The following is a 26715-nucleotide window of genomic DNA, read 5'->3' on the forward strand; positions in this document are numbered from 1 at the left end:
GGCCGTCCGGTGTCCCGGCGTCCCGGTTTCCCGGTGTGTCCCGGGTCCCGGGGTCCCTACGAGGGGATGGCTCAGATGCTGAGCTTCTGGCCCGGGAAGATCAGGTTCGGGTTGCCGCCGATGACGGACTTGTTGTCGGCGTAGACGGCCTTCCAGTTGGTGCCGTGCGCCTTGGCGATCTTGGCGAGGGTGTCGCCCGCCTTGACGGTGTAGGTGCCGGTGCCGTGCGACGGCTTCGGGGCCGGCTGGGCCTGCTTCGGGGCCGGCTTGGCGGTGTGCTTCGGGGCCGGCGCGGGGGCCTTCTTCACCTCGGCCTTGCCGGAGGTGCTCAGGTCGGGGGACGGACCGCCGGCGGTCAGGTTGCCGGCACCGGCGCAGGACCAGGCGCCCGGGCCCTGGATGGCGAGGAGCTTCTCGGCGGCGGCTATCTGCTGGTCCTTGGTGGCCAGGTCGGCGCGGGCCGCGTACTGGGTGCCACCGGCGGCGGCCCAGCTGGAGTTCGAGAACTGGAGGCCGCCGTAGTAGCCGTTGCCGGTGTTGATCGACCAGTTGCCGCCGGACTCGCACTGGGCGACCTTGTCCCAGGTGGCGACGGAGGCGGCGTTGGCGGAGGTGGCGCCCATCATCGGGACGGCGACGGCGGCACCGGCGACACCGGCGAGGGTGGCGATGCGGACGGCCTTGGACGGACGACGGTGCTTGCCCTTGTTCAGCATGGTTCGTTTCCTCACCGACGCCTACGAGGTGAGCTGTCGGGTTCGGGCTGTGAGTGGCCCGGCCGGTGCGCGCTGCTGCGCACACGCGGCTTCACCCCAAGCCGGTTGACCCGCTTTCACGGGTGGGGCCGGCGCTTACCTTGGGTCCCCCGCTCCTGCCTACGGCGCTTGCGCGTCATGTGCCTTCGACCACCGGCAGGATTCGGCGAGTGATCAAAGGGCTCGCTTTGGCGAGCGGTCCCGACCGTAAGCAATAACCGCGTTGGCGTTCAAACCCCACTATCTGAACCAAGTTGACCGTTTTTGATCATGTGGGGTTTTTGTTTCCGCAGGTCGGCCGCGGTGCGGGGGCGGTGCGGCATCCGGCGGACGAGCCGGACACCGCACCCCGGAAGGAGACGCTTGTCTCACTTTCGCCAAATGGGACGAACCGCCGGTAACTACCCTGCCGCGTGCCCGAGATCGAGCAGCTGACCTGGGTGAATCAGGTCCGGATCGGCCCCGACGGCCTTTTCGTTGCGGTCGTAGAGCGCGGGCCAGCCGCCGGACAGATGGTGGGCCTCGGCGATGCCTGACAGGGTGTCACCGGACCGGACGGTGTAGCCGTCGGCGGGCGCGGAGGGATCCGCACGGTGACCCCCGCCGGGGCCCGTGCGGTGCGCGTCGCCGCCGCGGGAGGCGTGGCGGCCCGGGCGGCCGGTGCCGGAGTCGCCCTTGCCGTCCTCGCCCTTGCCCTTGCCGTCCTGGCCGGGGTCCGTGTCGCGGCGGTGCCGGCCCTTGGCGGGGTTGGGCTCGGGGCTGTCGGGTCCGTCCGTCCGGCTGCCGTCGCCGGCCGGGTGGGACGGGTCCGTGGTGTCGGGGGCCGAGGGGGACGGCGTCGCCCCGTCGGAAGCGCCATCGGAGGGGTCGGTCGAGGGGGCGCCGGAGGGATCGCCCGAGGGGTCCGCGGACGGGCCGTCGGACGGGTCGCCGGACTGGCCCTCGTCGGCGCCGCCGTGGGACGGGTCCGCGGAGGCGTCGCCTGAAGGGTCGGCGGAGGGGTCGGCGGACTGACCGTCGGTGGCACCGCCGTCGGACGGGTCGGCGGACGGGCCGCCCTGGTCCCCCGAGTCGTCGCCGCGCCCCGTCGGCTCCGGCCGCGGGGTGGGGGTGCTGCCCGGGTCGACGTCCGGGGCGTGCCCGTGCTGGGTCAGCCCGGCGTTGACCGCGCAGCTGGGCCAGGTGTCCGGGCCGCGGTCGTGCAGGAGGGACTCGGCGACGGCTATCTGCTCGGCGCGGCTGGCGAGGTCCGGGCGCTCGGCGTACGCGCTGCCGCCGTAGTGGTCCCACATCTCCTGGGTCAGCTGGAGCCCACCGTAGAAGCCGTTGCCGGAGTTCGCGCTCCACATGCCGCCGGACTCGCACTGGGCGACTCTGTCCCAGGTCGTTGCGTCGGCGGCCTGGGCGCCGCTCGCGGCGAACAGCGGCAGAGCCATGCCGGACGCGGTCACGCCCGCCGCGACTATGAGGGCCGGTGCCTGACGGGGGCGACGGTGTCGGCCGTTCCCGGAGCGCATGCGGTTGCCTTTCGACCAGCGGTTGAGTTGTCCGAGGCGCCCGCCGGGCGGCGCGGTCGGGCCGCGCAGCTCGAACCGGTGGGCGAATCGTGGGTCGAAACGTAGCCCGAGTCACAGGTAGTCACAAGTCGGTGTAGCCGAGATCACGCGGAGGTCACGCTTCCGATGGACCGTCACCCTGCGTTCCCTCGCTGGTCAGAGCCGCTGTGCCGGGCCCGCCGCCGGTTCTTCCGGAGTGAACTGCACCGGCAGGGACCGCAGTCCGCGCATGATGAGCCCGCCGCGCCAGCGCAAATCGGCCACTTCCGCGGCAAGTCGGATGTCCGGAAGCCTCGTCAGCAGCGTCGCGAGGGCCGTCTGCCCCTCCAGCCGGGCGAGCGGGGCGCCCAGGCAGTAGTGGATGCCGTGCCCGTAGCCGAGGTGCTGGTTGTCACGGCGGGTGAGGTCCAGGACGTCCGGATCGGCGAAGCGTGCCGGGTCGCGGTCGGCGGCGGCCAGCACCACCAGGACCGGGTCCCCCTCGGCGATCCGCTGCCCGCCCAGCGTCAGGTCCTCGGTCGCGAACCGCCAGGTCGCCAGCTCGACCGGGCCGTCGTAGCGCAGCAGTTCCTCGATGCCGGTGGCGAGCAGGTCATGCTCACCCGCCTCGATCGACTTGTGCAGCAGCTCGCGCTGGGCGGGGTGCCGCAGCAGCTGGTAGGTGCCGTTGCCGATCAGGTTCACGGTCGTCTCGAAACCGGCGAACAGGAGGATGAAGGCCATCGCGGCGACCTCGTTCTCGGTGAGGTGCTCGCCGTGGTCGGAGGCGCGGATCAGGCCGGAGATGAGGTCCTCGTCCGGGGCGGGGGTGGCCTCCAGGGTCTCGCGCTTACGGTGGATCAGCTCGGCGAGATAGCCGCGCATCTTCTTCACCGACCGGGCGACCCCGCCCCGTGGCCCGCCGCCGTGCCGGATCATCATCCCCGCCCAGTCCCGGAAGTCGTCCTGGTCCTCGGGCGGGACGCCGAGCAGATCGCAGATCGCGTAGATGGGCAGCGGGAACGCGAACTCGTGGATCAGATCGGCCTCGCCCTTCGCCGCGAAGGAGTCGATCAGGCGGTCGGTCAGCTCCTGGACGCGCGGGGCGAAGGCCGCGACCCGGCGCGGTGTGAACGCCTTGGAGACCAGACGGCGCAGCCGGGTGTGGTCGGGCGGGTCGATATTGAGCAGATGCGTCATGAGGTTGGCGCTGCGCTCGCCGGGGATGCCGACCTTGCCCTTGCCGTGGGCCGCCTCGCTGTGGTGCACCGGGTTCTTGGACAGTCGGGCGTCGGCGAGCGCCTGGCGCGCATCCCCGTAACGGGTCACCAGCCACGCCTCCACGCCACTGGGGAGCGCGGTCCGGTGCACCGGCGCGTGCTCGCGCAGCCAGGCGTACGCGGGGTACGGGTCGGCGGCGAACTCCCAGGTGAAGAGGTCGGGGCGGCCGACGGGGCAGCCTGTGGCGGGGGTGGTGGCATCTGGCGTGTCGTGCACCTCCCGACGGTAACCCGTGCGCCCTGCGCGTACGCCGCCCCGTAAACCCCGCGGGCCCGCCCCCGGCTACCCCGGATCCACCCCCAGCCCCTCCAGAAAAGCCGCGGCCGCCGGCGACGGCCCCAGTGCGCTCCACACCACCCGCTCGGTACGTTCCGGCGCGGGCCGCACCCGCACCGTGCTCAGCCCCGGCAGCTCTGAGGCGAGCGCCTCCGGCACCATCCCGACCCCCAGCCCCGCCCGCACCAGGTTCGCCAGAAACTCCGTGGTCGTCACCTCGAACGCCACCTCCGAGGTCAGCCCCGCCGCCCGGAACGCCTCGTCGCGCTGCCGGCGGGCCGCCGACCCCGCCGCGAAATCGACGAAGACCTCGCGCGCCAGCCGCGACAGCGAGGTCCACTCCTGCCCGGCCAGCGGGTGGTCCGGCGCCACCACCCCGACCAGTTCGCCCCGCGCCAGCACCTTCTCCCGCACACCGGTCGTACGGGCGCCGGGCACCAGCCCCACGAAGGCCACATCCAGCGCCCCCTCCCGCACCTTCCCGATCAGCGCATCGCTCATCTCCATCTGGAGCCCGATCCGCACCTTGGGGTAGCGGGCACGGAAAACACCCAGCTCATGGGCGAGATCGACGGCCGTCACCGCGGAAATCGCCCCCACCGCCAGCCGCCCGCGCACCTCGCCGGTCGCCGCCTCCACCTCCGCCCGCGCCCGCTCGGCCGCCTGCAACGCCTGCCGGGCGACCGGCACGAACGCCTCCCCCGCGGCGGTCAGCCGGACGCTGCGGCTGGTCCGGTCGAAGAGCCGCGCGCCGAGTTCCTTCTCCAGCCGGGCGATCTGATGGCTCAGCGCGGACTGCACGACATGGCAGCGCTCGGCGGCCCGGGTGAAGCCGCCGGTTTCGGCCACCGCGACCACATAACGCATCTGCTGAAGCTCCATGCCGACCCACGATAGTGCCATCCATCTCTGTCCACGATTGATGAGATGAAAACTATGTGTTGGACTCATCAATGGGTCCGGGTCCAGTCTGGGACTGCTCGCCGCCACGGTGGCCGCGGGCGCACGAGGAGGGGCCCTGGCATGGCACGCACACCGATACGGCAGACACCGGAGGCCCGGCAGCCGGACGGCCTCGCCCCCAAGCTCGCCGAGGACCCGTCGCGCACCACCCCCGGGCTGGGCCGCGGCACCCTCCTCCTCATGTCCGTCGCCACTGGCCTCTCGGCCGCCGGCAACTACTTCGCCCAGCCGCTGCTGGACCTCATCGGCCGCGACCTCCACCTGTCCGCGTCCACCGCCGCCCTGGTGGTGACCGTCGCCCAGACCGGCTACGGCCTCGGCCTGCTGCTGCTCGTCCCCCTCGGCGACCTGCTGGAACGCCGCCGGCTCGCCGTCACGCTCTGCGCGCTGACCGCCGCCTTCCTGACCGTGACGGCGAGCGCCCCGAACGCCGCCCTCCTGCTCACCGGCACCGCACTGACCGGTCTGACCTCATGCGCCGCCCAGGTCGTCGTCCCCTTCGCGGCCACCCTGTCCACCCCCGCCGAACGCGGCCGCACCGTCGGCACCGTCATGGCCGGCCTCCTCCTGGGCATCCTGTTGGCCCGTACGGCCGCCGGGCTGCTCGCCGAACTGAGCGGCTGGCGCACCATCTACTGGGTCAACGCCGCCCTGATGCTCCTGATCGCCGTCCTGCTGCGGCTCCGCCTCCCCGCCCTGCGCACCCCGGCCGGGCTGCGCTACCCGGCGCTGCTCCGCTCCACGCTCGCGCTGTTCGCGACGGAGCCGGTCCTGCGGTGGCGGGCGGCACTCGGCGCCCTGGCCTTCGCGGGCTTCTCCACCCTGTGGACCGCCGTGGCGTTCTTGATGTCCGGCCCGGCCTACGGGTGGCAGGAGTCGGCCATCGGGCTGCTGGGGCTGGTCGGCGCGGCCGGTTCGCTGTCGGCCTCGGTGGCGGGCCGGCTGGCGGACCGGGGGCTGGTGCACCGGGTCACGGGCGTCTCGGCATTCCTGCTGCTGGGGTCCTGGGGGCTGCTGGCGGCGGGCGGCTCGGGCGGCGGCTGGTCGCTGGCCGCGCTGCTGGCGGGGGTGGTCGTCCTGGACCTCGCCGTCCAGGGGCTGCACATCAGCAACCAGCACGCCGTCTACGCGGTCCGCCCCGAGTCCCGTAACCGCCTCAACTCCGCCTACATGACGAGCTACTTCGCGGGCGGCGCGGCGGGCTCGGCGCTGACGTCGGCGGTGTGGGGCGCCGGTGGCTGGGGTGGAGTGTGCGTCCTGGGGGCGGGGCTGGGGGTGGCCCTGGTGGGCGTGTGGGTGGTGGAACGGGTGCGGCACCGCCAGCGTCCGTACGACCCCCGTACGGAGGCGGAGCCGGAGACCACGGCCGGGTCGGTCAAAACGTGACCGCGTCGTCGTCCTCCTCGCCGCTGCCGCGGTCGGCGGCGACCGTCAGCCAGTGCTCCGCGCGGTCCCGCAGCAACGTGCCCAGCACCGCCGCCGCCCCGACGTCCCCGGCTTCGGCCGCAGTCTCCAGAAACGACTCCGCCTCCCTCCCCTCCCCCCGCTCCGCCAGCATCCGCCCCAGCCGCCCGGCGGACTGTGTCTCCCCCGCCTCCGCCGCCCGCCGGAACCAGCGCTCGGCGTCCTCGCCGTCACCGAGCGACTGTGCCAGGACGCCGAGGTTGTGCAGGGCCTGGCTGTTGCCGCCGTCGGCGGCGCGTTCGAAGGCCGCGGCGGCCTGCGCGGCGATCTCCTCGAAGTCGTACGCCGCATCCGCCCGCGCCACTTCCAGGGCGCAGCCCCACACCTGACCGTCCACGGGCGGCAGATCGCCGCTCCGGTCCGCGGCCTCCAGCAGGAACGGAGCGATCCGCCAGGTGTCCCCCGTGACCCGCTCCAGAAGCCGCAGCAGTCCGTACCGCCGCGCGACGGCCCACGCCCGGGCGTCCGCCACGGACTCCCGGTTCATGCCGACCACGTCCGCGTACCCCTCGTGCACCTTGAGCAGCAGTTCCATGGGCAGCGGTCCATCGAGGCCGCAGCGGGCGAGATCGAGGGCGGCCCGCACCAGGGCGTGGCCGCGCGGGTGCCGGTCGGCCCGGCGGGCGCGCCACCACTCCTCCCAGAGCAACGGGCCGAGGGCGAGGTAGGCGGGGACGCCTTCCGGGCCGCTCGAACAGACCGCGTCGACCAACCGGGGATCCCCCGAGCGTGCGGCCTCCGACGCGAGCCGGGCCCGCTCCCCCGGACTCCACTCGCGCGCCAGCTCAACGGTGTGCGCGAGGTCGAGCACGCGGCCGTACGGCGTGTGCCGATGCTCGTCGTACGCGTCATCGCGCATCGTGGCGAGCACGACGACCCGCAGTGCGCGCAACTGGGCGATCAGCCGCGGCTCCAGCCCGCCGTCCCCGAGATGCTCGTCCAGGTCGTCCAGCCATACGACATGCCGTTCCGACCGGCCTTGCAGCAGCATCGGCAGCCCGCGCAGGTCCGCGCCGCGCACCGGCGCATACACCCGGAAGCCGGCGAGTTCCCCAGCCATCGCCTCCAGCGCCGTACGCGTCTTTCCGGCGAACGGCTCGCCGAGCACCAGCACCAGACCGCCGCGCTCACGGGCCCGCGCCATCGCCGAGGCGAGTTCGTCGTCACGGTCCCGGGTGACGTACGGGGGCAGCGGGCCCCGGCCGGACTCGCGACGCGCGGGCCGCACGCCGAGAGAGACGAGGTCCACGTCCTTGGCCTTGGGGCAGACCTGGAGGTCGGGGAGGGAGCTGTGGGGGTACGGGGGAGTCTGGATCGTGACCGTACCGATGGAGGACGCCTGGACGACGCTGCCCTGGGTGCCGCCTGCGATGGTGTTGGACACGTCGAGGACGCTGTGGCCGGGGACGCTGCGGCAGTCGTGGGCCGATGGCAGGCCCGTCGCCGGGGGTAACTCGGCCAGGATGGACCGGAGTTCATCCTCAGCCCCTGGATGGCGCGTGAGCAGGCTGTCCAGGAAGACATGCCACATGATCAGGCTTGTGGACAGTGACCGCTCGGTGCCGGAGGGCATCTCGACCATCGGCTGTGCGACGCCTGCTTGCAGTTCCGCCAGGCGCCGCCGCGCCTCGTCCCACACCTCCGTGCCCCTGGCCACGGCCAGGGCTCTCGCCCCCGAGACCACCAGCTCCCGCAACTCCTGTTCCACGGCGCCCCCTTCACGACTCACCCCACGGTACTAACCGGCCGCCCCGCCCTCCGCCGCTATCACCGCATCCCGATACGCCCGAGCGGCCGCCCGCAGCGCCGCCTCCGGATCCACCCCGTCCTGCTCGGCCCGTACGGCCAGCGCCAGCAGCTCGTACCCGATGCCCTCGCCCGACGGCAGCGGCACCTCCAGCCCGGCCGTCCGCGCCCGCGACGCCAGCTTGGCCGCCAGCGCCAGGCCGGGCTGGCCGAGCGGCACGCCCTCGGTCACCGAGCCCCGTCGCTTCTCCTCGGCCTTGGTCCGCAGCCAGTGGGCCTTGACGTCCTCGGGGGTCTCGGCGTCGGCCTCCCCGAAGATGTGCGGATGCCGGTGGAGCAGCTTCTCGACGATCGTCCCCGCCACGTCGTCGATCGAGAACGGCTCCTCCGGATCGTCCTGCGCGATCCGGGCGTGGAAGACGACCTGGAGGAGCACATCCCCCAGCTCCTCCCGCAGCTCCTCCCGGTCGCCCGCCTCGATCGCCTCGACCATTTCGTACGCCTCCTCCAGGCCGTACTTGGCGAGGTCCGCGTGCGTACGGATGCTGCTCCAGGGGCACTCGGCGCGGATCCGGTCCATCACCTGGACGAGATCGAGCAGCCGGGCGCCGGGCAGGTCGTACGAACCGGGCAGCAGCTCCAGGTCGGGCATGGTCTCGCGGCCCGAGCCGGCCAGCCGGGCCAGCCCGTCGGTCAGCGCGCTCTCCCCGTCGGCGGAGGTCAGGACGACGGCCGTACGGGCATCAGGTACGCAGTAGTCGACCAGCTCACGGGCGGCGGGGGCGGCGATCTCCGCCTCGATACCGGCCTCGGCCAGATACGGCAGCTGCGGATGCTCCGCATCGGCACACAGCACCCGGTCCGCCGCGCGCAGGACCTGCCACGCGGGCCAGGACAGCAGGCCGGGGGCGACCCGGTGGCTGGTGGTGAGCAGGACCAGGCGTCCGGTGCCGCCGCCCTCGGGGCGGGCACCGGCGCCGGTGTCGGTGGCAGAGGCGTCAGCGTTCACGCATCGAACGTAACCCACGCCACTGACAGCGCCCGGCCCGCCCGCCGACCACGCCCGGCCGGCCCCGGCCGAACGCCGCTGCCGCTGCCGCTGCGGGGCCGCTGCCGCTCACACCCGCTGCTTGACGCCCCCGGACGTGATCCACGGCTCCTTGGTCTCCCCCAGGATGACCTGCCGGTCGTCCCACTTCCCGAACCGCGGATTGACGTCGATCCCCATCGCCCGCGACGTCTTGGCCAGCGCCTGCGCCAGCTGCCGCTGCCCGTCCGGCTGACCGCGGTCGGCCCCGAGATGCTTGGCGAGCCCGTCCAGCAGCAGCTGATTGCGCACCATGGCATCGATCTCGTCCGGCGCGATCCCCTGCTGCAACCACATCGCCTTCAGCCGCTCCGCACCCCCGGCCCGCGTCTCGGCCGCCGCCCGCCACTTCTGGATGTCGTTGCGGGTGACCGTGACCCCGGCGTCCTTCGCGCTCCGGGCCAGCACCTCATCGAAGATCATCCCGTTGAGGGTGGCCAGACTCAGCCGCCCGGTGTTCATGATCAGCTGCTCGCCCTGCGGAGCCCTGCCCTGTGCCTCCCGCACATCCTTCACCTTCGCCTGCAACTGCGCGACGGTGATCCGCTTCCCGTCCACAACGGCCGCGGCCCCGGGGTGCACCCCGCTGCCACAGGCGGCCAGTATCGGGGTCGCGGCGAGCAGGGCGACGGTGGCGGATACGGAGAGCGCTGTCCTACGGCGGAACACTTGGCCTCCCGGCAGATCGTGCGACGGAGTGACGACCTTGCGTGATCGAGGTCGATGCTAAGCAGTCGACGTGGCCTGGGCCACTGCTTCGGCCAACGATCTGGTGCGCGGAGGGTTTCCCGAACGCCCACCGGCAGAGCGCCCCACGGGCACCGCACCACCGGCGGCGGGGAAGGCCGGGATGGCGTCCCCCCGCCCCCTCACCCCCGCACCTGTCCCAGCCAATGCAGCATCCGTCGTACCTCCGCCGGGAACGGGTGGTGCGGGCCGTGCAGGCGTTCCGCGTCGTAGAGGAGGCGGGTGAGGGAGTCCTGTGCGGCGGTGTGGTCGCCTTGGGCGAGGAGCAGGTGGCCTATGGAGCGTCGGATTTCGAGGGGGCGGGTGGGGGCGTCGGGGTAGCGCTCGAAGTAGGGGAGGAGGGCGCGGTATTCCTCGAGGGCCTGGGTCACTTCGCCGAGTTGTTCCAGGCACTGGGCCGCCTCGTAGTGGAACTGGAGGGCCTGGCGGGTGGCGGCCGGGCCTGTTTCCTTGGCCGACTCCTCGGCCAGTTGGCGGAGTTCGGGGAGGGCGCGGCGGTACTGGCCGTCGTCCATGAGGGTGGCGGCGTACTGCTTGCGGAGGGTGCGGACCACCGGGGAGTGGTGGCCGTGGCGGGCCTCGGCGGCCGGGAGGACGCCGCCGAGGATGTCCACGGCGCGGGTGATACGGCCCTGGTCGAGGAGGATTTTGACCTCGTCGACGGCGGCGGCGACGTCGACGGCGAGGGCAAGGTCCGGCTCGGAGGAGGAGGCGGAGGAGGAAGTGGCGGGTGGGGTGGGTGCGTGGGATGGGGTGGCTGCTGCGGGGAGGCCGGCGAGGGCGGCTCGGGGGTCGGGGGGCGGTGGGGTGGTCCCGGTGGCGGGAGGGGGGACGGAGGCGGGACGAGCAAGCCCCGGCGAGGAGACGGCGGGCGTCGGAACCGGTGCCACGGCGGCCGCCGACGCCCCAGGGGCGGCCAGAGGCCGCGACCGCACGGGCCACGGCGCATGAGGCTGACGGAAGGGGCGGGTGGGGTCCAGCGGGGCGAGGGGGGTCGGTGGGTGGTGGGTGGCGTGTGGGCCGGACTCGGAGGTGGGGAGGAGGGGGGCCAGGGCCCGGTAGACCTCCTGGGCGTCGGCGGGGCGGTCGGCCGGGTCCTTGCACAGCAGGCGCAGGACGAGGGCTTCGAGGGGTTCGGGGACGTCGGGGCGCAGGCGGCGCACCGGGACCGGGTCCTCGTACAGGTGGCGGTGCAGGATGCCGAGAGCGGTGGAGCCGGCGAACGGGACCTCGCCGCTGAGGAGTTCGTGGAGCAGGATCCCCAGGGCGTAGAGGTCGGTGTGCGGGCCGACCGCGCCGCCCATGGCCTGTTCGGGGGCCATGTACGCCGGGCTGCCGAGGGGGGATCCGGTGTGGGTGAGGCGGGTGGTGTCGGTGTCGAGCGCGGAGGCGATGCCGAGGTCGAGGACGACCAGGGTGCCGTCGGGGCGGACCATGACGTTACGGGGTTTGAGGTCGCGGTGGACGATCGGCACGGCGTGCACGGCCGCCAGGACGGCGCAGAGCTGGGCGGCGGCGCTGGCCGCCCACTGCCAGGGGTACGGGTCGTGTTCGGCGAGGTGGTCGGAGAGGTCGGCGCCCTCGACGTACTGCATGACGAGGAAGAGGTCCTCGCCGTCGCTGCCCGCGTCGTGGACGGTGACCAGTCCGGGGTGGTCGACCTGGGCGGTGACGCGGCATTCGCGGACGAAGCGGCGGCGCATCTCCTCGCCGTCCGGGGTGCCCGCCACCCGGTCCGGGCGCAGCAGTTTGACGCCGACCCGACGGTCCAGGCGGCGGTCGTAGCCGATCCAGACCTGGCCCATTCCGCCCTGGCCGAGCAGGACGGACAGCTCGTAGCGATCGGCGATGACCCGGCCGTTCACCGCTGGTCCTGCCGGCGGAGGTCGTCGCTCGGGGCGGGGCCGTGCATTGCTGCTCCTGGTGGATCAGTGGATCGGCGGGCGCGCGTACGGGCGGGCACGCGGGCGCGCATACGGCGGGCGCGGTCGCTGTTCAGTGGTCGGTGACGCGCACCGGTTACCCGTACCGGTGACGCGTACCAGTGACGCCCGAGACCTGCGAGGGTATATACGACGGCCGCGCCACGTCCCGGGATGTGCGGAATCGGGAGGCCCGCCGGCGCTCCACCACCCCGCCGCCTCGGGAGCCCAGGCCCTCACTCCGGCGCCAGCGACCCCTCCGTGAAGCCGTCGTACATCCCCTGCACCAGCTGTTCGCCCAGGCGGGAGGCGAGGCGCAGGGCCTCCTCGAAGGTGGCCAGGTCGCGGAAGTGCTTGCCGTAGCGGCGCTGTTCGGCGAGCGGGAGGCGGGGCAGCTGGAGGCGGCGGACGTCGAGACGGGTGGCGGTGGAGGCGTAGCTGCTGGCCTGGCGGGTGTTGGCGGTGCCGCGCAGGAAGCCGGCGAGGAACCAGGGGTCGAGGGCGGCCGGGTCGGGGCGCAGCAGGGTGAGGTTGCGGCCGAGGGCGGCGCCGGCGGTGGCCTCGTCGATGACGCGGGCGATGGCGCCGCCGCCCAGGACGGGGACGACGACGTCGCCCTGGCGGACGAGGACCGGTTCCTCGGCGGGGGTGGCGGGCGAGGTTTCCGGGAGGGTGCCCGAGGGGGCGGTGGCGCCGATGACGTCGTGGTCGGTGAGGACGGCGAGGGGTGCGCCGGGGGCCGAGGTGCCGGGGCCGCCGGCGCGCAGTACCAGGGCGCCGGTGCGGGCGAGTTCGCCGAGGGTGGTCAGCGGCCAGCGGGCCGGTGCGGTGGCGGTGGCCCGGGGGGCGGGGCGGGGGGTGATCTCGGTGGTGCGGGCCAGGGTGTCGGTCAGCCGGTCGCGGACGCGGGCCAGTTCGGCGGGGCCGCCGGCCGCGGCGGGCGGCGGGAGGTGGCGGGCGGGGGCGAGGTCGACGTCGTCGCCGAGGAGGTCGATGGCGGCCAGCGACCGCCGTACGCCGGGCAGTTCCTCGACGCCGCCGTCGCGGACGAAGAGCTGCCAGGCGTCGACGGCGGTGGCGCGGACGGTCCCCCAGTCGAGCTTGTCGCGGCCGGAGGGGCCGGACGGGCCGGCGGAGCCGCCGGCGGCCGGGCCTGCGGTGTCCACGACGAGGAGGTGGGGGGCGGGCCGGGTGGCGCCGTCGGGCTTGCGCAGCAACCACAGGTGCAGCGGGATGCCGTTGGGCGGGGCGGCGCCGGCAGGCAGGGCGATGACGGCGCGCAGGGCGCCGCGGCGCAGCAGATCGGCGCGGATCCGGCGGCCGGAGCGGCGGGAGGCGGCGGCGGGCGGCATGAGGAGGACGGCGGTGCCGCCGGGGCGCAGCCGGGCCAACGCGTGCTGGACCCAGGCCAGTTCGGACTCCGTACGGGCCGGGAAGCCGTATTCCCAGCGGGGGTCGTAGGCCAGTTCGTCGTGGCCCCAGTTGCGTTCGTTGAACGGCGGGTGGACGAGGACGGCGTCGGCGGCCAGTTCGCCGAACGCGTCGGCGCGCAGGGTGTCGCCGGCCCGTACGCGGACCTGTGCGTCGGGCAGGCGCAGCGCGAGGCGGAGGGCGGTGAGCGCGGCGAGGTCGGGGTCGGCCTCCTGGCCGTGCAGGGCGGGCGGGGGCGCGTCCGGCTGCCCGGCGGCGCGTTCCTGGGCGGCGGTCAGCAGGCCGCCGACGCCGCAGGCCGGATCGAGCACGGAGCCCAACGGGCCGTCCAGGGCGGCGAGTTCGGCCATCAGAGCGGCCGGCCCCGGCGGGGTGAGGGTGTACTGGCGCGGATTGGCGTCCAGGTGGCGGCCGAGCAGGAACTCGTACGCCTCGGGGGCGCCATCCAGGGCGGCGAGGTCGGCGGTGGCGCGGACCAGGGCGGCGGAGGGGGCGAGCGCCTCGCGGGTCAGTCCGCCGACGGGGTGGCCGTCGCCGAGGCGGGCGGCCAGGACGGAGTCGAGCATCGCGGGCAGGACGCCGGTCAGATCGGCGTCCTGGGAGGCGCCGCGCAGCTGCTTCCAGGCCGCGGGCCGGTCGCGTACGAGGAGGAGGACGGCGCCGGCCTGACGGAGCGCGCTCGCGGCGCCGGCGGGATGGCCGACGAGCTGCTGCCAGACCCGTTCACGCAGCGGCACCTCGGCGAGTTTGCCCTGGTCGCGCAGCCATTGTTCGACGTCGCGGAGGGCGAAGGCGGGGCTGGTCTCGGTGCCGCCGACGGGCTTGGGGAAGTCGGCGTGCCGGCGGCGCCAGTTGCTGACGGCGGCGCGGCCGACCCCGGCCAGCCGGGCGATGCCGGCGGCGGTCACCTCGGTGGGCCGGTCCGTACCGGGCCCCCCGGAGGGGACGCCGAGGGCCGCGGCGTCGTCCGTCGCGTTGTCCGGCTGTGCGATGTCCGGCACCTGGCTGGCTCCCGTCCCGATGCGTGGTGACCACTGTGTCAGCAGCATACCCAGCACGGCTTGATCGACCCCTTCACGTCGTGAACCTCAAAGTGTCGTGAACTCGTGTTGACTCGATTCACAGTCTCTGTTGTTATTGACCCAGCACTTCAGCGGAACTCGATTCAGCGCCCGGAAGGGGCCCCTCCCGCCATGTCTCATCAGATGAACTACCAGCAGGCCCCGATGGGCGCGCCGGCCCCGCAGGCCGCGCGTAACGGCCTGGGTGTCGCCGCCCTGGTGCTCGGCATCATCGGATTCCTCAGCGGCCTCCCGATGTTCCTGTTCTGGCTGGCCGGGCCGCTCGGCCTGCTGGCCCTGATCTTCGGCATCGTGGGCGCCGGCCGCGTCAAGAGGGGCCAGGCCACCAACAAGGGCGTGGCGATCACCGGTACGGTCCTGGGCGCCCTGGCGATCGTCCTGGCGATCATCGGCGTGATCGTGTCCGTGCTGATCGTCAAGAGCGCCACCGACGAGATCAAGCAGCAGACCGGCAGCAGCAACTCCGTCAAGGACCTCAAGGCGGGCGACGCCGCGAAGTACAACAACGGCCTCCAGGTGACCGTTTCGAAGCCGAGCCCGTACACGATCAACCCGAGCACCCTCATCGACGGCCACACCAACGGCAACAAGGCGTGGAAGGTCACCGTCACGATCAAGAACACGGGCAGCAAGGACTACACCAACCCGCTGATGACGACCGACGCGGAGGCGGACGGGAAGAAGTCCGAGGAGGTCGGCGACGACAAGCACGGCATCCTCCACCACGACTTCGAGAAGACGCTCAGCCCGAACGAGTCCTCCAGCGTGGAGATGGTCTTCGACGCACCGCCGACCGCCAAGGAACTCGAGCTCAAGATCACGCCGGACCTCATGCTCGACCCGGCGAACTGGAAGCTGGCGCTCTGAAGCCGAAACCTCCGCCCGTAAGGCCGTCGGCCCGGAACCGCATCGCGCGGTTCCGGGCCGATGGCCTGTGTACGAGGCCGTTGTTCGCGGCGGGCGATGGGTATCACGGCGGGTATCCCGGCGCTCTCTTCACCGGGCGGAGCCAGGGGCGGGCGCTCGGGCCGGTCCGGTTCGCGGCTTCGAGTATCTTTTCGGAAATTGAGAGTGAGGACCCCCCATGGACACGGCCGCAGCAACGGCCGCGGGCGCGGGCGGCCCCCTGCCCCAGGCCGCCGCCACCGGCCCCGCGCCCGCCGGCACCCCGCATCCCGCCCCCGGCCCGCTACGCCGCGCCGCCCGCCGCCTGCGCGAGCGCAGCGCACCGCTGCGCGCGCCGCGTCTGGACCCGTACTGGGCCGCCGCGCTCTTCTTCGTCGCCTTCGCCGTGCTGGCGGTGTGCCGCTTCCGTACGATGTCCAACTCGTCCTGGGATCTCGGCATTTTCGAGCAGGCGATACGGGGCTACGCCCACTTCCGTGCGCCGACAGTCGATCTCAAGGGGCCGGGCACCAATATCCTCGGCGACCACTTCAGCCCCGTACTGATCGTGCTCGCCCCCTTCTACCGCCTCTTCCCCTCGTCGCTGACCCTGCTGCTGGCGCAGGCCGCACTGTTCGCGGTGTCGGTGCTCCCGGTGACCCGCGCCGCCGCCCGCCATCTGGGGCGCCTGCCGGGGCTGGCGCTCGGCATCGCGTACGGCACGTCCTGGGGTGTGCAGAAGGCCGTGGACTTCGACTTCCACGAAATAGCCTTCGCGCTGCCGCTGATCGCCTTCGCCCTGGAGGCGGTGCTGCGCGGGCGCTGGACCGCGGCGGTGTGCTGGGCCGCGCCGCTGGTGCTGGTCAAGGAGGACCTGGGGGTCACCGCCGCGGCCATCGGCGCGATCGTGCTGATCCGTACGCGGCGAGCCGGCCCGCTGCCCATCGCGCTGGTGGTCTTCGGCCTCACCGCCACCGCGCTCACCCTCGGCGTGCTCATCCCCGCCTTCAACGGCTCCGGCTCGTACGACTACTGGAACAAGCTCGGCTCCGACGGCGGCGCGGACCCCGCCATCCCCCTCGATGTCGCGGTGCGCACGACGCTGTGGGTGCTGCTGCCCACCACCGGGCTGCTGGCCCTGCGCTCCCCCCTTCTGCTGGCCGCCGCGCCGACCCTCGGCTGGCGGTTCCTCTCGCACGATCCGCACTACTGGGGCATCGACTGGCACTACAACGCCATCCTGATGCCGGTGGTCTTCCTCGCCCTGGTCGACGCCCTGCCGCGGGCCCTGGTCTCCGCACGCCCCTGGCTGCGCTCCTACGCCCACCATCTGCCGACCGCCGCGCTGGCCTGCGCGCTGGCGCTGACCACCACGCTGCCGCTGTCGCGCCTGTCCGAGGCCACCACCTACCGCATACCGCCCGATGTGCCCGCCGCCGAACGGCTGTTGGCGCGGATACCCGACGGTGCGACGGTGGAGTCCGACATCCGCCCGCTGTCCCGGCTGACCGGCCGTACCCGGGTGTTCTGGAGCGGCGACACCCGCGGCCTGTCCCCCGACTACATAGCCCAGCAACGCCCCGCCGACCGCAGCCCGCGCCAGGCCCTCGCCGACGCGGCCGCCCGGCACCCGCGATCCACCTACACCCTCCTGGGGGACTCCGGGGGCCTGCTCGTCTTCCGGCGCACATCGGCGCGGTGACGGCGTACGGCCGCGCACCGGACCCCGGTTGATCCAGGGCCCGGCGCGCAGGCGCTGCCTACGACCCCAGGATCGTCGTGAGGAACTCCCCCACCCAGGCGAGCAGTTCCCGCCCCACCAGCGGCTTGCCGCCGATCTTGCCGGTGGCCGGGCGCGGCACCAGCACCTGCCCGGTGGCCGGTTTGAGGACCGAACGGGGATACAGCCGCTTCAGGCGCAGCTCCTGGGATTCGCGCAACTCGACTGGTCCGAAGCGGATGTTGGAGCCCTGGAGGGTGATGTCGCTGATGCCGCAGGCGCGGGCCAGCATCCGCAGACCGGCGACCAGCAGGAGGTTCTCGACCGGCTCGGGCAGCTTGCCGTAGCGGTCGGTCAGTTCCTCGCGGACGGCGGCGATGTCCTCCTCCGTGGCGGCGGAGGCGATCGCGCGGTACGCCTGGAGGCGCAGCCGCTCGCCGGGGGCGTAGTCGTGCGGGACGTGCGCGTCGACGGGGAGTTCGATCTTGACTTCGAGCGGCGGCTCCTCCTCCACGCCGCCCTCCAGGGACGCGCGGTAGTCGGCGACCGCCTCGCCCACCATCCGTACGTACAGGTCGAAGCCGACGCCCGCGATATGGCCGGACTGTTCGCCGCCGAGGAGGTTTCCGGCGCCGCGGATCTCCAGGTCCTTCATGGCGACGTACATTCCGGCGCCCATCTCGGTGTGCTGGGCGATGGTCGCCAGCCGCTCGTGGGCGGTTTCGGTCAGCGGCTTCTCGGGCGGGTAGAGGAAGTAGGCGTAGCCGCGGTCGCGGCCCCGGCCGACGCGGCCGCGCAGCTGGTGGAGCTGGGAGAGACCGAAGTTGTCGCCGCGCTCGACGATCAGGGTGTTGGCGTTGGAGATGTCGATGCCCGATTCCACGATCGTGGTGGAGACCAAGACGTCGAACTTCTTCTCCCAGAAGTCGACGACGACCTGCTCCAGCTGGGCCTCGCCCATCTGTCCGTGCGCGGTCTGGATCCGGGCCTCGGGCACGATCTCGCGCAGCCGGGCGGCGGCGCGGTCGATGGACTCGACACGGTTGTGGATGTAGAAGACCTGGCCCTCGCGCAGGAGTTCACGGCGGATGGCGGCGCCGATCTGCTTCTGCTCGTAGGGGCCGACGAAGGTCAGGACCGGGTGGCGCTCCTCGGGCGGGGTGGTGATGGTGGACATCTCGCGGATGCCCGTCACCGCCATTTCGAGCGTACGGGGGATGGGGGTCGCCGACATCGTCAGGACGTCGACGTTCGCGCGCAGTTTCTTGAGCTGCTCCTTGTGCTCGACGCCGAAGCGCTGCTCCTCGTCGACGATGACCAGGCCCAGGTCCTTGAACTTGGTCTCGGAGGAGAACAGGCGGTGGGTGCCGATGACGAGGTCGACCGAGCCCTCGCGCAGGCCCTCCAGCGTCGCCTTGGCCTCGGTGTCGGTCTGGAAGCGCGACAGCGCCCGCACATTGACCGGGAACTGGCCGTAGCGCTCGGTGAAGGTGCCGTAGTGCTGCTGGACGAGGAGGGTGGTGGGCACCAGGACGGCGACCTGCTTGCCGTCCTGGACGGCCTTGAAGGCGGCGCGGACCGCGATCTCGGTCTTGCCGTAGCCGACGTCGCCGCAGATCAGACGGTCCATCGGGACCGACTTCTCCATGTCCTCCTTGACCTCGGCGATGGTGGTGAGCTGGTCGGGCGTCTCCGCGTACGGGAAGGCGTCCTCCAGCTCGCGCTGCCAGGGGGTGTCCGGGCCGAAGGTGTGGCCGGGGGCCGCCATGCGCGCGGAGTAGAGCTTGATCAGGTCCGCCGCGATCTCCTTGACGGCCTTCTTGGCGCGTGCCTTGGTCTTGGTCCAGTCGGCGCCGCCCAGGCGGTGCAGGGTCGGGGCCTCGCCGCCCACGTACTTGGTGACCTGCTCCAGCTGGTCGGTGGGGATGTAGAGGCGGTCGCCGGGCTGGCCGCGCTTGGCGGGGGCGTATTCGACCAGGAGGTATTCGCGGGTGGCGCCCTGGACCGTGCGCTGCACCATTTCGAGGTAGCGGCCGACGCCGTGCTGCTCGTGGACGATGAAGTCGCCGGCCTGGAGGGTCAGCGGATCGATCGTCTTGCGGCGGCGGGCCGGCATCCGGGCCGCGTCCTTGCCGGCCGCCTTCTGGCCGGAGAGGTCGGTTTCGGTCAGGACGGCCAGTTTGAGGGCCGGATCGATGAAGCCGTTGTCGATCGAGCCGCAGGCGACGTGGACGAGGGACGGCGAGATCTCGGGCAGGTCGGCGTCGAGGCGGGCGGGGATGCCCTCGCCGCCGAGGACCTCGGCCGTACGGGCGGCGGGGCCGTGCGCCTCGGTGAGGAAGACCGTGCGCCAGCCGTCGGCGAGCCACTGCTTGGTGTCGGCCAGGGCGCGCTGGGTGTCGCCGCGGTAGGTCTCGGGGGCGTGCATGCCCAGCTTGAGGGTGTCGCCGTCGGGCGACAGGGCCTCGTCCGCGGCGAACGGGCTCACCGACCACCACATCATGCCCAGCTCACGGGCCCGGTCGCGGACGTCCGCGATGCCCCACAGCGAGGCCGCGCCGACGTCGATCGGCGCCTCTCCGCCGCCCGCGCTGGCGGCCCAGCTGGCCTGGAGGAACTCCTGGCTGGTCGCCACCAGGTCCGCGGCGCGGGTGCGCACCCGCTCGGGGTCGCAGACCACCGCCATGGAGCCCTCGGGCAGCACGTCCAGCAGCAGCTCCATGTCGTCGACCAGCACCGGGGCGAGGGACTCCATGCCCTCCACCGCGATCCCCTCGGCGATCTTGCCGAGGAGTTCGCCCAGCTCCGGGTGGGCCTCGGCGAGCGCCGCGGCCCGCCGCCGCACCTCGCCGGTCAGCAGCAGCTCGCGGCACGGCGGCGCCCACAGACCGTGCTCGGCCACCTCCAGCGAGCGCTGGTCGGCGACCTTGAAGTAGCGGATCTCCTCGATGTCGTCGCCCCAGAACTCCACCCGCAGCGGATGCTCCTCGGTGGGCGGGAAGACGTCCAGGATGCCGCCGCGGACCGCGAACTCGCCGCGCTTCTCGACCAGTTCGACGCGCGCATACGCGGCCGCCGCCAGCCCGTCGACGACCTCCTCCAGGTCGGCGGACCGCCCCGTGCGCAGACTCACCGGCTCCAGGTCGCCCAGCCCCTTGACCTGCGGCTGGAGTACGGAGCGGATCGGCGCGACGACCACCGAGACGGGGCCGGCGGTCGGGTCGTCCGGCTGTGGATGGGCGAGGCGGCGCAGCACCGCCAGACGGCGGCCGACGGTGTCCGAACGCGGCGAGAGCCGCTCGTGCGGCAGCGTCTCCCACGACGGGTACTCGACCACACCGTCGGGCGGCAGCAGGGAGCGCAGGGCGGCCGCCAGGTCCTCGGCCTCGCGCCCGGTGGCGGTGACCGCGAGCACCGGGCGGCCGGCCTCGCGGGCCAGGGCCGCCACCGCGAAGGGGCGGGCGGCCGGCGGCCCCACCAGGTCCACATGCGGCCGGTGGCCGTCGGCCGCGGCCCCCACCGCTTCGGCGAGCGCCGGGTCCCGTACGACGGCGTCGAGCAGACCAGTCAGGCTCATGAAAAGGCTTCCGTCCCAGGAGGCGAGGCGCGAGCGGACCACCGGAACCGCGATGGTGCGCGATCACCGGAGAACCCCGCGCAGCGAACAGCGTGCAACGCGAGCGGCCCGACGCTCCCTTTGCGGCGCAAAGGGGCCCAACGGGCCGGGGTTGCCACGATACGCCCGCCCACCGACAAGCGGCCGCCCGAGCCCTGGGCCCGGCCCCCGCCGTCCACAGAGCGAGAATCCCCGTTCCGCCCACCGGTCCCGCATGGAAGGGTGTGGCGTACACACAATGCCCTGTGAAGACCGAGGAGAGGCGGGGGCCCGGTGGCAGGCATCACGAGGCGGGACGAGCACGATACGGACATAGCCACGGGCGGCGCCCCCGGACCCCGGCGCGGGCCCGTCGTCGCCGCCCTGATGCTGGCCATGGCGCTGGCCGCCCTCGACTCCACGATCATCGCCACCGCCGTCCCGCAGATCGTCGGCGACCTCGGCGGCTTCGCGGTCTTCTCCTGGCTCTTCGCCGGCTATCTGCTGGCCGTCACCGTCACCCTCCCCGTCTACGGCAAGCTCTCCGACACCTTCGGCCGCAAGCCCATCCTGATCACCGGCATCGTGCTCTTCGTCGCCGGGTCGCTGGCCTGCGCCGGGGCCTGGGACATGGCCTCCCTGATCGCCTTCAGGGTGCTCCAGGGCCTGGGCGGCGGCGCCCTCCAGGGCACCGTCCAGACGATCGCCGCCGACCTCTATCCGATGAAGGAGCGCCCCAGGATCCAGGCCCGGCTCTCCTCGGTGTGGGCCGGCTCCGCGGTCGCCGGGCCCGCGCTGGGCGGGCTGCTCGCCGCGTATGCCGGGTGGCGGTGGATCTTCCTGGTCAACGTTCCGGTGGGGGCGCTCGCCGTGTGGCTGATCGTCCACTACTTCCGCGAGCCCGCACGCCCGGCCCGTACGAGCCGCCTGCGCGTCGACTGGCCCGGCGCGCTCGCCATCTTCGCCAGCGGCGGGCTGCTGCTGACCGGACTCGTCCAGGGCGGCGTCGCCTGGCCCTGGCTCTCGGCGCCGTCGCTGCTGCTCTTCGCGGGCGCGGCGGTGTGCGCGGCGGCGACGGTGGTGATCGAACGGCGCGCCGCCGAGCCGATCATCCCCGGCTGGGTCTGGCGCCGCCCCACCATCCGCGCGGTCAACCTCGGCCTCGGCGCGCTGGGCCTGCTGATGGTCGCCCCCACCGTCTTCCTGCCCACCTACGCCCAGGCGGTGCTCGGCCTGGGCCCGACCGCCGCTGGCTTCGTGCTCTCCGTGATGATCGTCAGCTGGCCGGTCTCGGCCGCCTTCAGCAGCCACGTCTACAACCGGATCGGCATCCGCAACTGCGCCCTGGTGGGCATCGGCGCGGCCGCGCTGGTCCTGGCCGCCTTCCCCCTGCTGCCGTATCCGGGCGCCGCCTGGCAGCCCGCGCTGCTGATGCTGGCGCTCGGCGCGGCCCTCGGCCTCTTCCAGCTGCCGCTGATCTTCGGCGTCCAGTCCTCCGTCGGCTACGGCGAACGCGGCACCGCCACCGCCTCCATCCTCTTCTGCCGCCAGGTCGGCCAGTCCCTGGGCGCGACCCTCTTCGGCGCCGTCGCCAACGCCGGGCTGAGCGAGAGCCTCGCCGACGCCCCGGCCGCCATCCGGCCCGGTCTGCCGCACGACCTGGACGCCGTCTCGCGCGCCCTGCAAAAGGCCGGCACGCTCACCACCGACGCCGCCGACTACCTGCGTCGCGCCGTCGCCACCACCGTCGGCCACGTCTACCTCGGCGCCGCCGCGGCCGCCGTCCTCGCCCTCCTCGCGCTCGTCGCGCTGGCGCCGCGCTGCTTCCCGGTGCATGCGGATGCGCGGACGCAGCAGGAGCGGGACGGCGGGGACGGGGGCGAGGAGGACGGTGGGGACCGCGGGAGCAGGGCGGGCGGCGTGGAGGTGTGACGGCGGCGGGGCCCCGTCCCTGTTCAGCCCTCCACGCGGGGCACCTCCTCCGTGTCCGGATCCGTGTCCGGCTCCGTCTCCAGGCGGGGCAGCTCGGTCTCCAGGGTGTCCTCGTTGTCGGGGTCGCCATTGCCGGGATCGCCGCTGCCGGACTGCCGGTCGGCAGCGCCACCGTCGCCGAGGCCACCCTCGCCCGGTCCGCGGCCCTCGGCGTCCCGGCCGTCGGGTTCGCGCCCGTCCCCCGCACCGTCCCGGCTCCCGGGCTCCCCCGCCGCCTCCGGCTCCGGCTCCGTGACCTTCTCCGCCCGCGACCGGCCCTGCGGCTGCGGCTCCGTGGGCCTCTGCAACTGCTCCTGCGCCTGCGCCGCCGGTTCGCCCTCGCCCGCGTCGTCGTCCTCGTCGAGCGCGTCCGGGTCCTTGCCCGTCAGCGCCGCCAGGCTGTTGCGGACATGCGCCATATGGGCCCGGACCTCGGTGCGTTCCTCCTCGTGTTCGCGCAGCAGCCGGGCCGTGTCGCGCTCGATCCGGTCGGCCTCCACCTTGGCCTCGGCCAGGATCTCGGCGGCGCGGTCGGCAGCTTCCTCCTCGGTGTGGCGGGCGGCCTCCTCCACCCGGGCGTGGGCGCGGCGCCGTTCGGTGAGCTTGGCCTCGCAGCGGGCGTCCAGTTCGGCGACCCGGTGGGCCGTCTCGGCCTCCAGCTTCGCCAGTTCGCGCCCGGCCAGGTCCCACTCCTCGGCCTGCCGGTTCTCCTCCTCGTGCCACATCTGCTCGGTGCGCCGGCGCATCTCGGTGAGCACCGCGGCCGCCTCGGCGCGCCACTGCTCGGCGTCCTGGGCCGCCTCGGCGGCCAGTTCGGCGGCCAGTTTCCGCGCGGCCTCCTCGGTGCGCCGCGCGTACTCCTCCGCCTCGGCCCGCAGCTCCCTCGCCGCCGTCTGCTCCTGGTCGCGGAGCCGGTCGGCGTAGGCCATCGCCTCGTCGCGGATCCGCTCCCCTGCCGATTCCGCCTCGGCCTTCAGCCGGTCCGCCTCCGACTGAGCGGTCGTCAGGAGCAGCCGGGCCTGCTCGCCCAGGCCCTCGAAGTTCTGCGGCGGCAGCTTGGCCACCTGCTCCTGGAGTTCCGCCAGCTCCGCGTCCATCTCGTTGCAGAGCACGGTCAGCCGCGCGGCCCGCTCCCAGTGCGCGTCACGGTCTATCGAGACCTCTTCCACCCGCCGGTCGACGTCCTCCGGCCGATAGCCGCGTCCTCGTACGGTCTCGAACCCGTGCGGCGAAACCGAAGCACTCATCCCTCAAAGCCCCTTTTCTGGATCGGCCCGAAGCCGCCCTATCGCGACACTTCACCCCTCTCCCACACAAGGATGCGTCAATCGGTGCCAGAAGTCGGAATAGCGACGTCGGCGCGCAAAGCGCCGAACAGGCGGTTTGCGCCGTTCGTGTTCCAGAGCAGGACGTCGCCGGCGGCGCCCATCGCCACGCCGGGAGCCGCCACCGGGACGGTGACCGCCGCGCCGCCGCCCTGGGCGACCTTCTTCATCGACCAAGCCATGGCCAGCAGTTCGGGCGTTCCCGAAGCGTTGTCGACGGCGAGCGCGGAGAGCCCGGCACCGGTGACCGGCAGCAGCCGGGACGGATCGAGCAACACTCCGGGCGCCAGCATCTCCTCCGCCACCGCCCCGATCAGCTGCCGCTGCCGCTTCACCCGTCCGAGGTCACCCTGCGGGTCCGCATAGCGGGCCCGTACGAACGCCAGCGCCTGCCGCCCGTCCATCCGGTGGCAGCCCGCCGCGAAATCGGCCCCGGAGTGCGCATCGCGCAGCGGCCGCTCCAGACACAGCCGCACCCGGCCCAGCGCGTCCACCAGCCGCACCACGCCCAGGAAGCTCACCTCGGCATAGCGGTCGATGCGCAGCCCCGTCGCCTGTTCGACCGTACGCGTCAACAGCCGCGGCCCACCCTGCGCATACGCCGAGTTGATCTTCGCCCGGCCGCGCCCGGGCACCCGTACGTAGCTGTCGCGCGGCAGACTGACCAGATACGGGCCGTGCCGGCCGGAGTGCAGCACCATGATCGTGTCGGTGTTGCGGACCGCGTCATTGCCCACATGCAGGTCCTTGCGCTGCTCGGGTGACAGCGCGGCGCGGCTGTCGGAGCCGACCAGCAGCCAGTTCGTCCCCTTGCCCGCGGGCGGGCGCCCGGGGTAGTCCGCCAGCGCGCCCACATGCCGTACGCGCTCCGCCGCCCATCCGTACAGCGCCACCCCGCCCGCCACTGCCAGCACCACCAGCGCCACCAGCACCGCGAGAATCCACCGCCGCCACGAACACCGTCCCCGCCGCCGCCCCCGCGGCCCACGCCCGGCCCGATAGACGGCGACGGAGGACGGCGAGGGCGGTGAGGACGGCTGCCCTATGTGTGCCATATAGGCATGGTGAGGGCGACGGGGGCGTGGCGCAGGTCGAGCGGGCCGGGGCAGCTGCGCGACGGGACCCGCGTGCGCGGTCTGCTCAGCGCGTACGAGTAGGTGCTCGGACCGCAGAAGCTCTTAGCGTGGGGGCGTCGTGAACTTCCAGACAGCAGCAATCCAAGAGGCATCCCGGGCCGGGGACTACGGCAAGGTCATCGAACTTGCCCAGCAGGGGCGAATGACCCAGACGCAGCTGGGCGAGGCGCTCGGCCTGTCTCAGTCCGCTGTCTCCCGTCTGGAGAAGCGCGGCACGAGCGCATACAGCACGCACCTCCTGGCAGCGGCGTCCGCACACCTCGGGATTCCGCCGGGCCTGGTGGGACTCTCGGACAACCGCCGCCCACAGGGTCGGTTGAACGGTGACGACGTGGACCGACGAAAGTTCCTCGGCAAAGTCGCCGCCACGGCGGCGGCTCCCGTACTGCCGACGCTGCCCGGTACGGCGAACGCGGCCGGGGGTCAGGCCGCCGCGCTGCGACTGTCCACCATGGCGTTTCGCAGGCTTGACGGCGCGACTCCGTCCCGCGACCTCACCGAGTCCGTGCATGCCCACATACGGCTGATCCAGAGCATCACCCGGGGCGCCCCCGGTGAGGCCGAGCGCGCCCGTCTCGCCACCGTCGGAAGTGAGGCCGCCAGCCTCGCTGGGTGGCTCGCCTGGGACATGGGCGACAACGGGTCGGCCCGCACCTGGTACGGCTCCGCGATCAAGGCTGCCCGCTCGGCCGGTGACCCGCTCCTGACCGCCTACCAGGCGAGCAGTCTCGCCCAGTTCGAGGCCCACGCCGGGAACGCGGTGCAGGCCCTCAACCTCACCCGGAAGGCCCGGCGGGCACTGGGCGCCGGGTGTCCGGCCGTGGCCGATGCGTGGCTTTTCTCCGTCGAGGCCCTCGCGCACGCGGCAGGCGGTGACCGGCGAGCTGCTGACCGGGCACTGACCGCAAGCCGGGCGGCGGCGGAGGCATTGCCGGCGGAGCCGCCGCCGTGGCCATGGGTGTTCACGTTCGATCCGGAGAAGGTAGCGGCGTGCCGGGTCACCTGTGGTGCCCGTCTCGGCCTGCCGGAATGGGTCCTCTCGGACGACGTCGAAGCCCTCGCGACCGGACACGTGAAACAACGCGCACTCCTGGTCCTGGACATCGCGGCCGGGCATCTCGCCGGCGGAAGGGTTGAAGTCGCATTTGCGCTCGCCGGGCGCGCGCTGGATACGGGGCTTCAATACCGTTCCGGCCGGATCGTGGAACGGGCACGTGCGCCGGTCACTCACCACCGCCGCACCGCCGAAGGTAGTGAGCGGCTTCGACGAGCGCTTGCACGGCGTCTACCTGTAGAAAGGGCATCTGATGCACGTAGGGATCACCGGCCACCGCGGACTGAGCGCTGAAGTGGAGCGCCAGGTGCGCCAGCTCCTCGACGATGCCGTCCGCGCCTACGACCCCACCGACCTGGTCGGCGTCTCGTGCATCGCGGACGGCCCCGACGCCTGGTTCGCCGAAGCCGTGCTGATCCACGGCGGACGCCTTGAGGTCGTCGTCCCGGCAGCCGCATACCGCCAGGGGCTGCCCGAGTGGCATCGCCCCGTCTACGACGAGCTGATGCGGCACGCGGCGGATATCCACGAGACCGGGCTCAAGGACTCCGACTCCGCCGCGCACATGGCAGGTTCCGAAAGCCTCGTCGGCCTGGCCGATGAGCTCATCGCCGTGTGGGACGGAAAGCCCGCTTGGGGGTACGGCGGGACGGCTGACGTGGTGGCCTATGCCGAGAGGAACGGTGTCCCGGTACGTGTCCTGTGGCCGGAAGGAGCCACCCGCTGACCTGTGCGCGGCG

The 26715-nt window shown here is 73.1% G+C and carries 18 protein-coding genes and 1 riboswitch; of the genes, 6 read left to right on the forward strand and 12 right to left on the reverse strand.

The window, feature by feature from the left end; translation table 11 throughout:
- Positions 1-71 precede the first annotated feature (71 nt).
- The 4 genes from B1H19_RS17135 to B1H19_RS17150 all read right to left on the reverse strand — a co-directional run bounded on the left by B1H19_RS17135 (position 72) and on the right by B1H19_RS17150 (position 4729).
- Positions 72-716 carry a transglycosylase family protein gene (locus B1H19_RS17135; RefSeq protein ID WP_083105559.1) on the reverse strand — a complete coding sequence of 215 codons (645 nt, stop codon included), beginning with the start codon at positions 714-716 and terminating at the stop codon, positions 72-74.
- A gap of 3 nt (positions 717-719) precedes the next feature.
- A riboswitch (cyclic di-AMP (ydaO/yuaA leader) is annotated at positions 720-893 on the reverse strand.
- Between the two features lie 263 nt (positions 894-1156).
- The gene (locus tag B1H19_RS17140) at positions 1157-2206 is read right to left on the reverse strand and encodes a transglycosylase family protein (protein WP_335755936.1); all 1050 of its coding nucleotides are present in this window, start codon (positions 2204-2206) and stop codon (positions 1157-1159) included.
- Positions 2207-2467: 261 nt separating this feature from the next.
- Entirely contained in the window at positions 2468-3787 is a 1320-nt protein-coding gene (locus B1H19_RS17145) for a cytochrome P450 family protein (protein WP_083105561.1), read from the reverse strand.
- Positions 3788-3853: 66 nt separating this feature from the next.
- Positions 3854-4729, reverse strand: coding sequence for a LysR family transcriptional regulator (locus B1H19_RS17150; RefSeq protein ID WP_083105562.1), 876 nt, complete (start codon positions 4727-4729; stop codon positions 3854-3856).
- Between the two features lie 141 nt (positions 4730-4870).
- Here B1H19_RS17150 and B1H19_RS17155 point away from each other — a divergent pair, with 141 nt between their 5' ends.
- Positions 4871-6196: an MFS transporter gene (locus B1H19_RS17155; protein ID WP_083105563.1), complete on the forward strand. Its 1326-nt coding sequence runs from the start codon at positions 4871-4873 to the stop codon at positions 6194-6196.
- Here the strand turns inward: B1H19_RS17155 and B1H19_RS40465 are convergent.
- The 5 genes from B1H19_RS40465 to B1H19_RS17180 form a co-directional block, all read right to left on the reverse strand.
- A complete protein-coding gene (locus B1H19_RS40465; protein WP_261340966.1) occupies positions 6186-7982 on the reverse strand; it encodes a tetratricopeptide repeat protein in 1797 nt (598 codons plus the stop codon). The two genes, B1H19_RS17155 and B1H19_RS40465, sit on opposite strands and share 11 nt — an antisense overlap.
- Before the next feature lie 30 nt (positions 7983-8012).
- Positions 8013-9029 carry a nucleoside triphosphate pyrophosphohydrolase gene (locus B1H19_RS17165; RefSeq protein ID WP_083105564.1) on the reverse strand — a complete coding sequence of 339 codons (1017 nt, stop codon included), beginning with the start codon at positions 9027-9029 and terminating at the stop codon, positions 8013-8015.
- A gap of 108 nt (positions 9030-9137) precedes the next feature.
- Positions 9138-9776 (reverse strand): SurA N-terminal domain-containing protein, encoded by a 639-nt coding sequence (locus B1H19_RS17170; RefSeq protein WP_083105565.1) that lies wholly within the window; start codon positions 9774-9776, stop codon positions 9138-9140.
- A 200-nt stretch (positions 9777-9976) separates the two neighbouring features.
- Positions 9977-11719 (reverse strand): serine/threonine-protein kinase, encoded by a 1743-nt coding sequence (locus B1H19_RS17175; protein ID WP_083105566.1) that lies wholly within the window; start codon positions 11717-11719, stop codon positions 9977-9979.
- A gap of 293 nt (positions 11720-12012) precedes the next feature.
- The gene (locus tag B1H19_RS17180; protein WP_083109705.1) at positions 12013-14115 is read right to left on the reverse strand and encodes an N-6 DNA methylase; all 2103 of its coding nucleotides are present in this window, start codon (positions 14113-14115) and stop codon (positions 12013-12015) included.
- A gap of 285 nt (positions 14116-14400) precedes the next feature.
- On the opposite strand from B1H19_RS17180, the gene B1H19_RS17185 reads away from it, so the two are divergent.
- The gene (locus B1H19_RS17185) at positions 14401-15156 is read left to right on the forward strand and encodes a DUF4190 domain-containing protein (protein ID WP_083105567.1); all 756 of its coding nucleotides are present in this window, start codon (positions 14401-14403) and stop codon (positions 15154-15156) included.
- A 217-nt stretch (positions 15157-15373) separates the two neighbouring features.
- Complete coding sequence (locus B1H19_RS17190) at positions 15374-16876, forward strand: DUF2079 domain-containing protein (protein WP_083105568.1); 1503 nt, start codon at positions 15374-15376, stop codon at positions 16874-16876.
- A 58-nt stretch (positions 16877-16934) separates the two neighbouring features.
- On the opposite strand, the gene mfd is transcribed toward B1H19_RS17190, so the two are convergent.
- Complete coding sequence (gene mfd / locus B1H19_RS17195) at positions 16935-20471, reverse strand: transcription-repair coupling factor (protein ID WP_083105569.1); 3537 nt, start codon at positions 20469-20471, stop codon at positions 16935-16937.
- Between the two features lie 321 nt (positions 20472-20792).
- On the opposite strand from mfd, the gene B1H19_RS17200 reads away from it, so the two are divergent.
- The gene (locus B1H19_RS17200; RefSeq protein WP_472573297.1) at positions 20793-22421 is read left to right on the forward strand and encodes an MFS transporter; all 1629 of its coding nucleotides are present in this window, start codon (positions 20793-20795) and stop codon (positions 22419-22421) included.
- 23 nt (positions 22422-22444) lie between these two features.
- Here the strand turns inward: B1H19_RS17200 and B1H19_RS17205 are convergent, their stop codons facing one another.
- Together B1H19_RS17205 and B1H19_RS17210 are read right to left on the reverse strand one after the other, a co-directional pair.
- Positions 22445-23707, reverse strand: coding sequence for a coiled-coil domain-containing protein (locus B1H19_RS17205; RefSeq protein WP_159028063.1), 1263 nt, complete (start codon positions 23705-23707; stop codon positions 22445-22447).
- A 77-nt stretch (positions 23708-23784) separates the two neighbouring features.
- Positions 23785-24840, reverse strand: a complete 1056-nt coding sequence (locus B1H19_RS17210; protein WP_083105571.1) for an LCP family protein — start codon at positions 24838-24840, stop codon at positions 23785-23787.
- A gap of 139 nt (positions 24841-24979) precedes the next feature.
- Here B1H19_RS17210 and B1H19_RS17215 point away from each other — a divergent pair, with 139 nt between their 5' ends.
- Positions 24980-26269, forward strand: a complete 1290-nt coding sequence (locus B1H19_RS17215; protein ID WP_237289355.1) for a helix-turn-helix domain-containing protein — start codon at positions 24980-24982, stop codon at positions 26267-26269.
- The gene (locus tag B1H19_RS17220; protein WP_083105572.1) at positions 26229-26702 is read left to right on the forward strand and encodes a hypothetical protein; all 474 of its coding nucleotides are present in this window, start codon (positions 26229-26231) and stop codon (positions 26700-26702) included. The genes B1H19_RS17215 and B1H19_RS17220 overlap by 41 nt, the downstream gene beginning before the upstream one ends.
- The last annotated feature ends 13 nt before the right edge of the window (positions 26703-26715 follow it).

It is taken from the genome of Streptomyces gilvosporeus (assembly GCF_002082195.1).
GTDB lineage: Bacteria > Actinomycetota > Actinomycetes > Streptomycetales > Streptomycetaceae > Streptomyces > Streptomyces gilvosporeus.

Bases quoted from the DNA above. Each gene is read 5' to 3' on its own strand.
- B1H19_RS17135 (WP_083105559.1), bottom strand. From the start codon at position 716: ATGCTGAACAAGGGCAAGCACCGTCGTCCGTCCAAGGCCGTCCGCATC.
- B1H19_RS17150 (WP_083105562.1), bottom strand. From the start codon at position 4,729: ATGGAGCTTCAGCAGATGCGTTATGTGGTCGCGGTGGCCGAAACCGGC.
- B1H19_RS17155 (WP_083105563.1), top strand. From the start codon at position 4,871: ATGGCACGCACACCGATACGGCAGACACCGGAGGCCCGGCAGCCGGAC.
- B1H19_RS17185 (WP_083105567.1), top strand. From the start codon at position 14,401: ATGTCTCATCAGATGAACTACCAGCAGGCCCCGATGGGCGCGCCGGCC.
- B1H19_RS17190 (WP_083105568.1), top strand. From the start codon at position 15,374: ATGGACACGGCCGCAGCAACGGCCGCGGGCGCGGGCGGCCCCCTGCCC.
- mfd (WP_083105569.1), bottom strand. From the start codon at position 20,471: ATGAGCCTGACTGGTCTGCTCGACGCCGTCGTACGGGACCCGGCGCTC.
- B1H19_RS17205 (WP_159028063.1), bottom strand. From the start codon at position 23,707: ATGAGTGCTTCGGTTTCGCCGCACGGGTTCGAGACCGTACGAGGACGC.
- B1H19_RS17210 (WP_083105571.1), bottom strand. From the start codon at position 24,840: ATGGCACACATAGGGCAGCCGTCCTCACCGCCCTCGCCGTCCTCCGTC.
- B1H19_RS17220 (WP_083105572.1), top strand. From the start codon at position 26,229: ATGCACGTAGGGATCACCGGCCACCGCGGACTGAGCGCTGAAGTGGAG.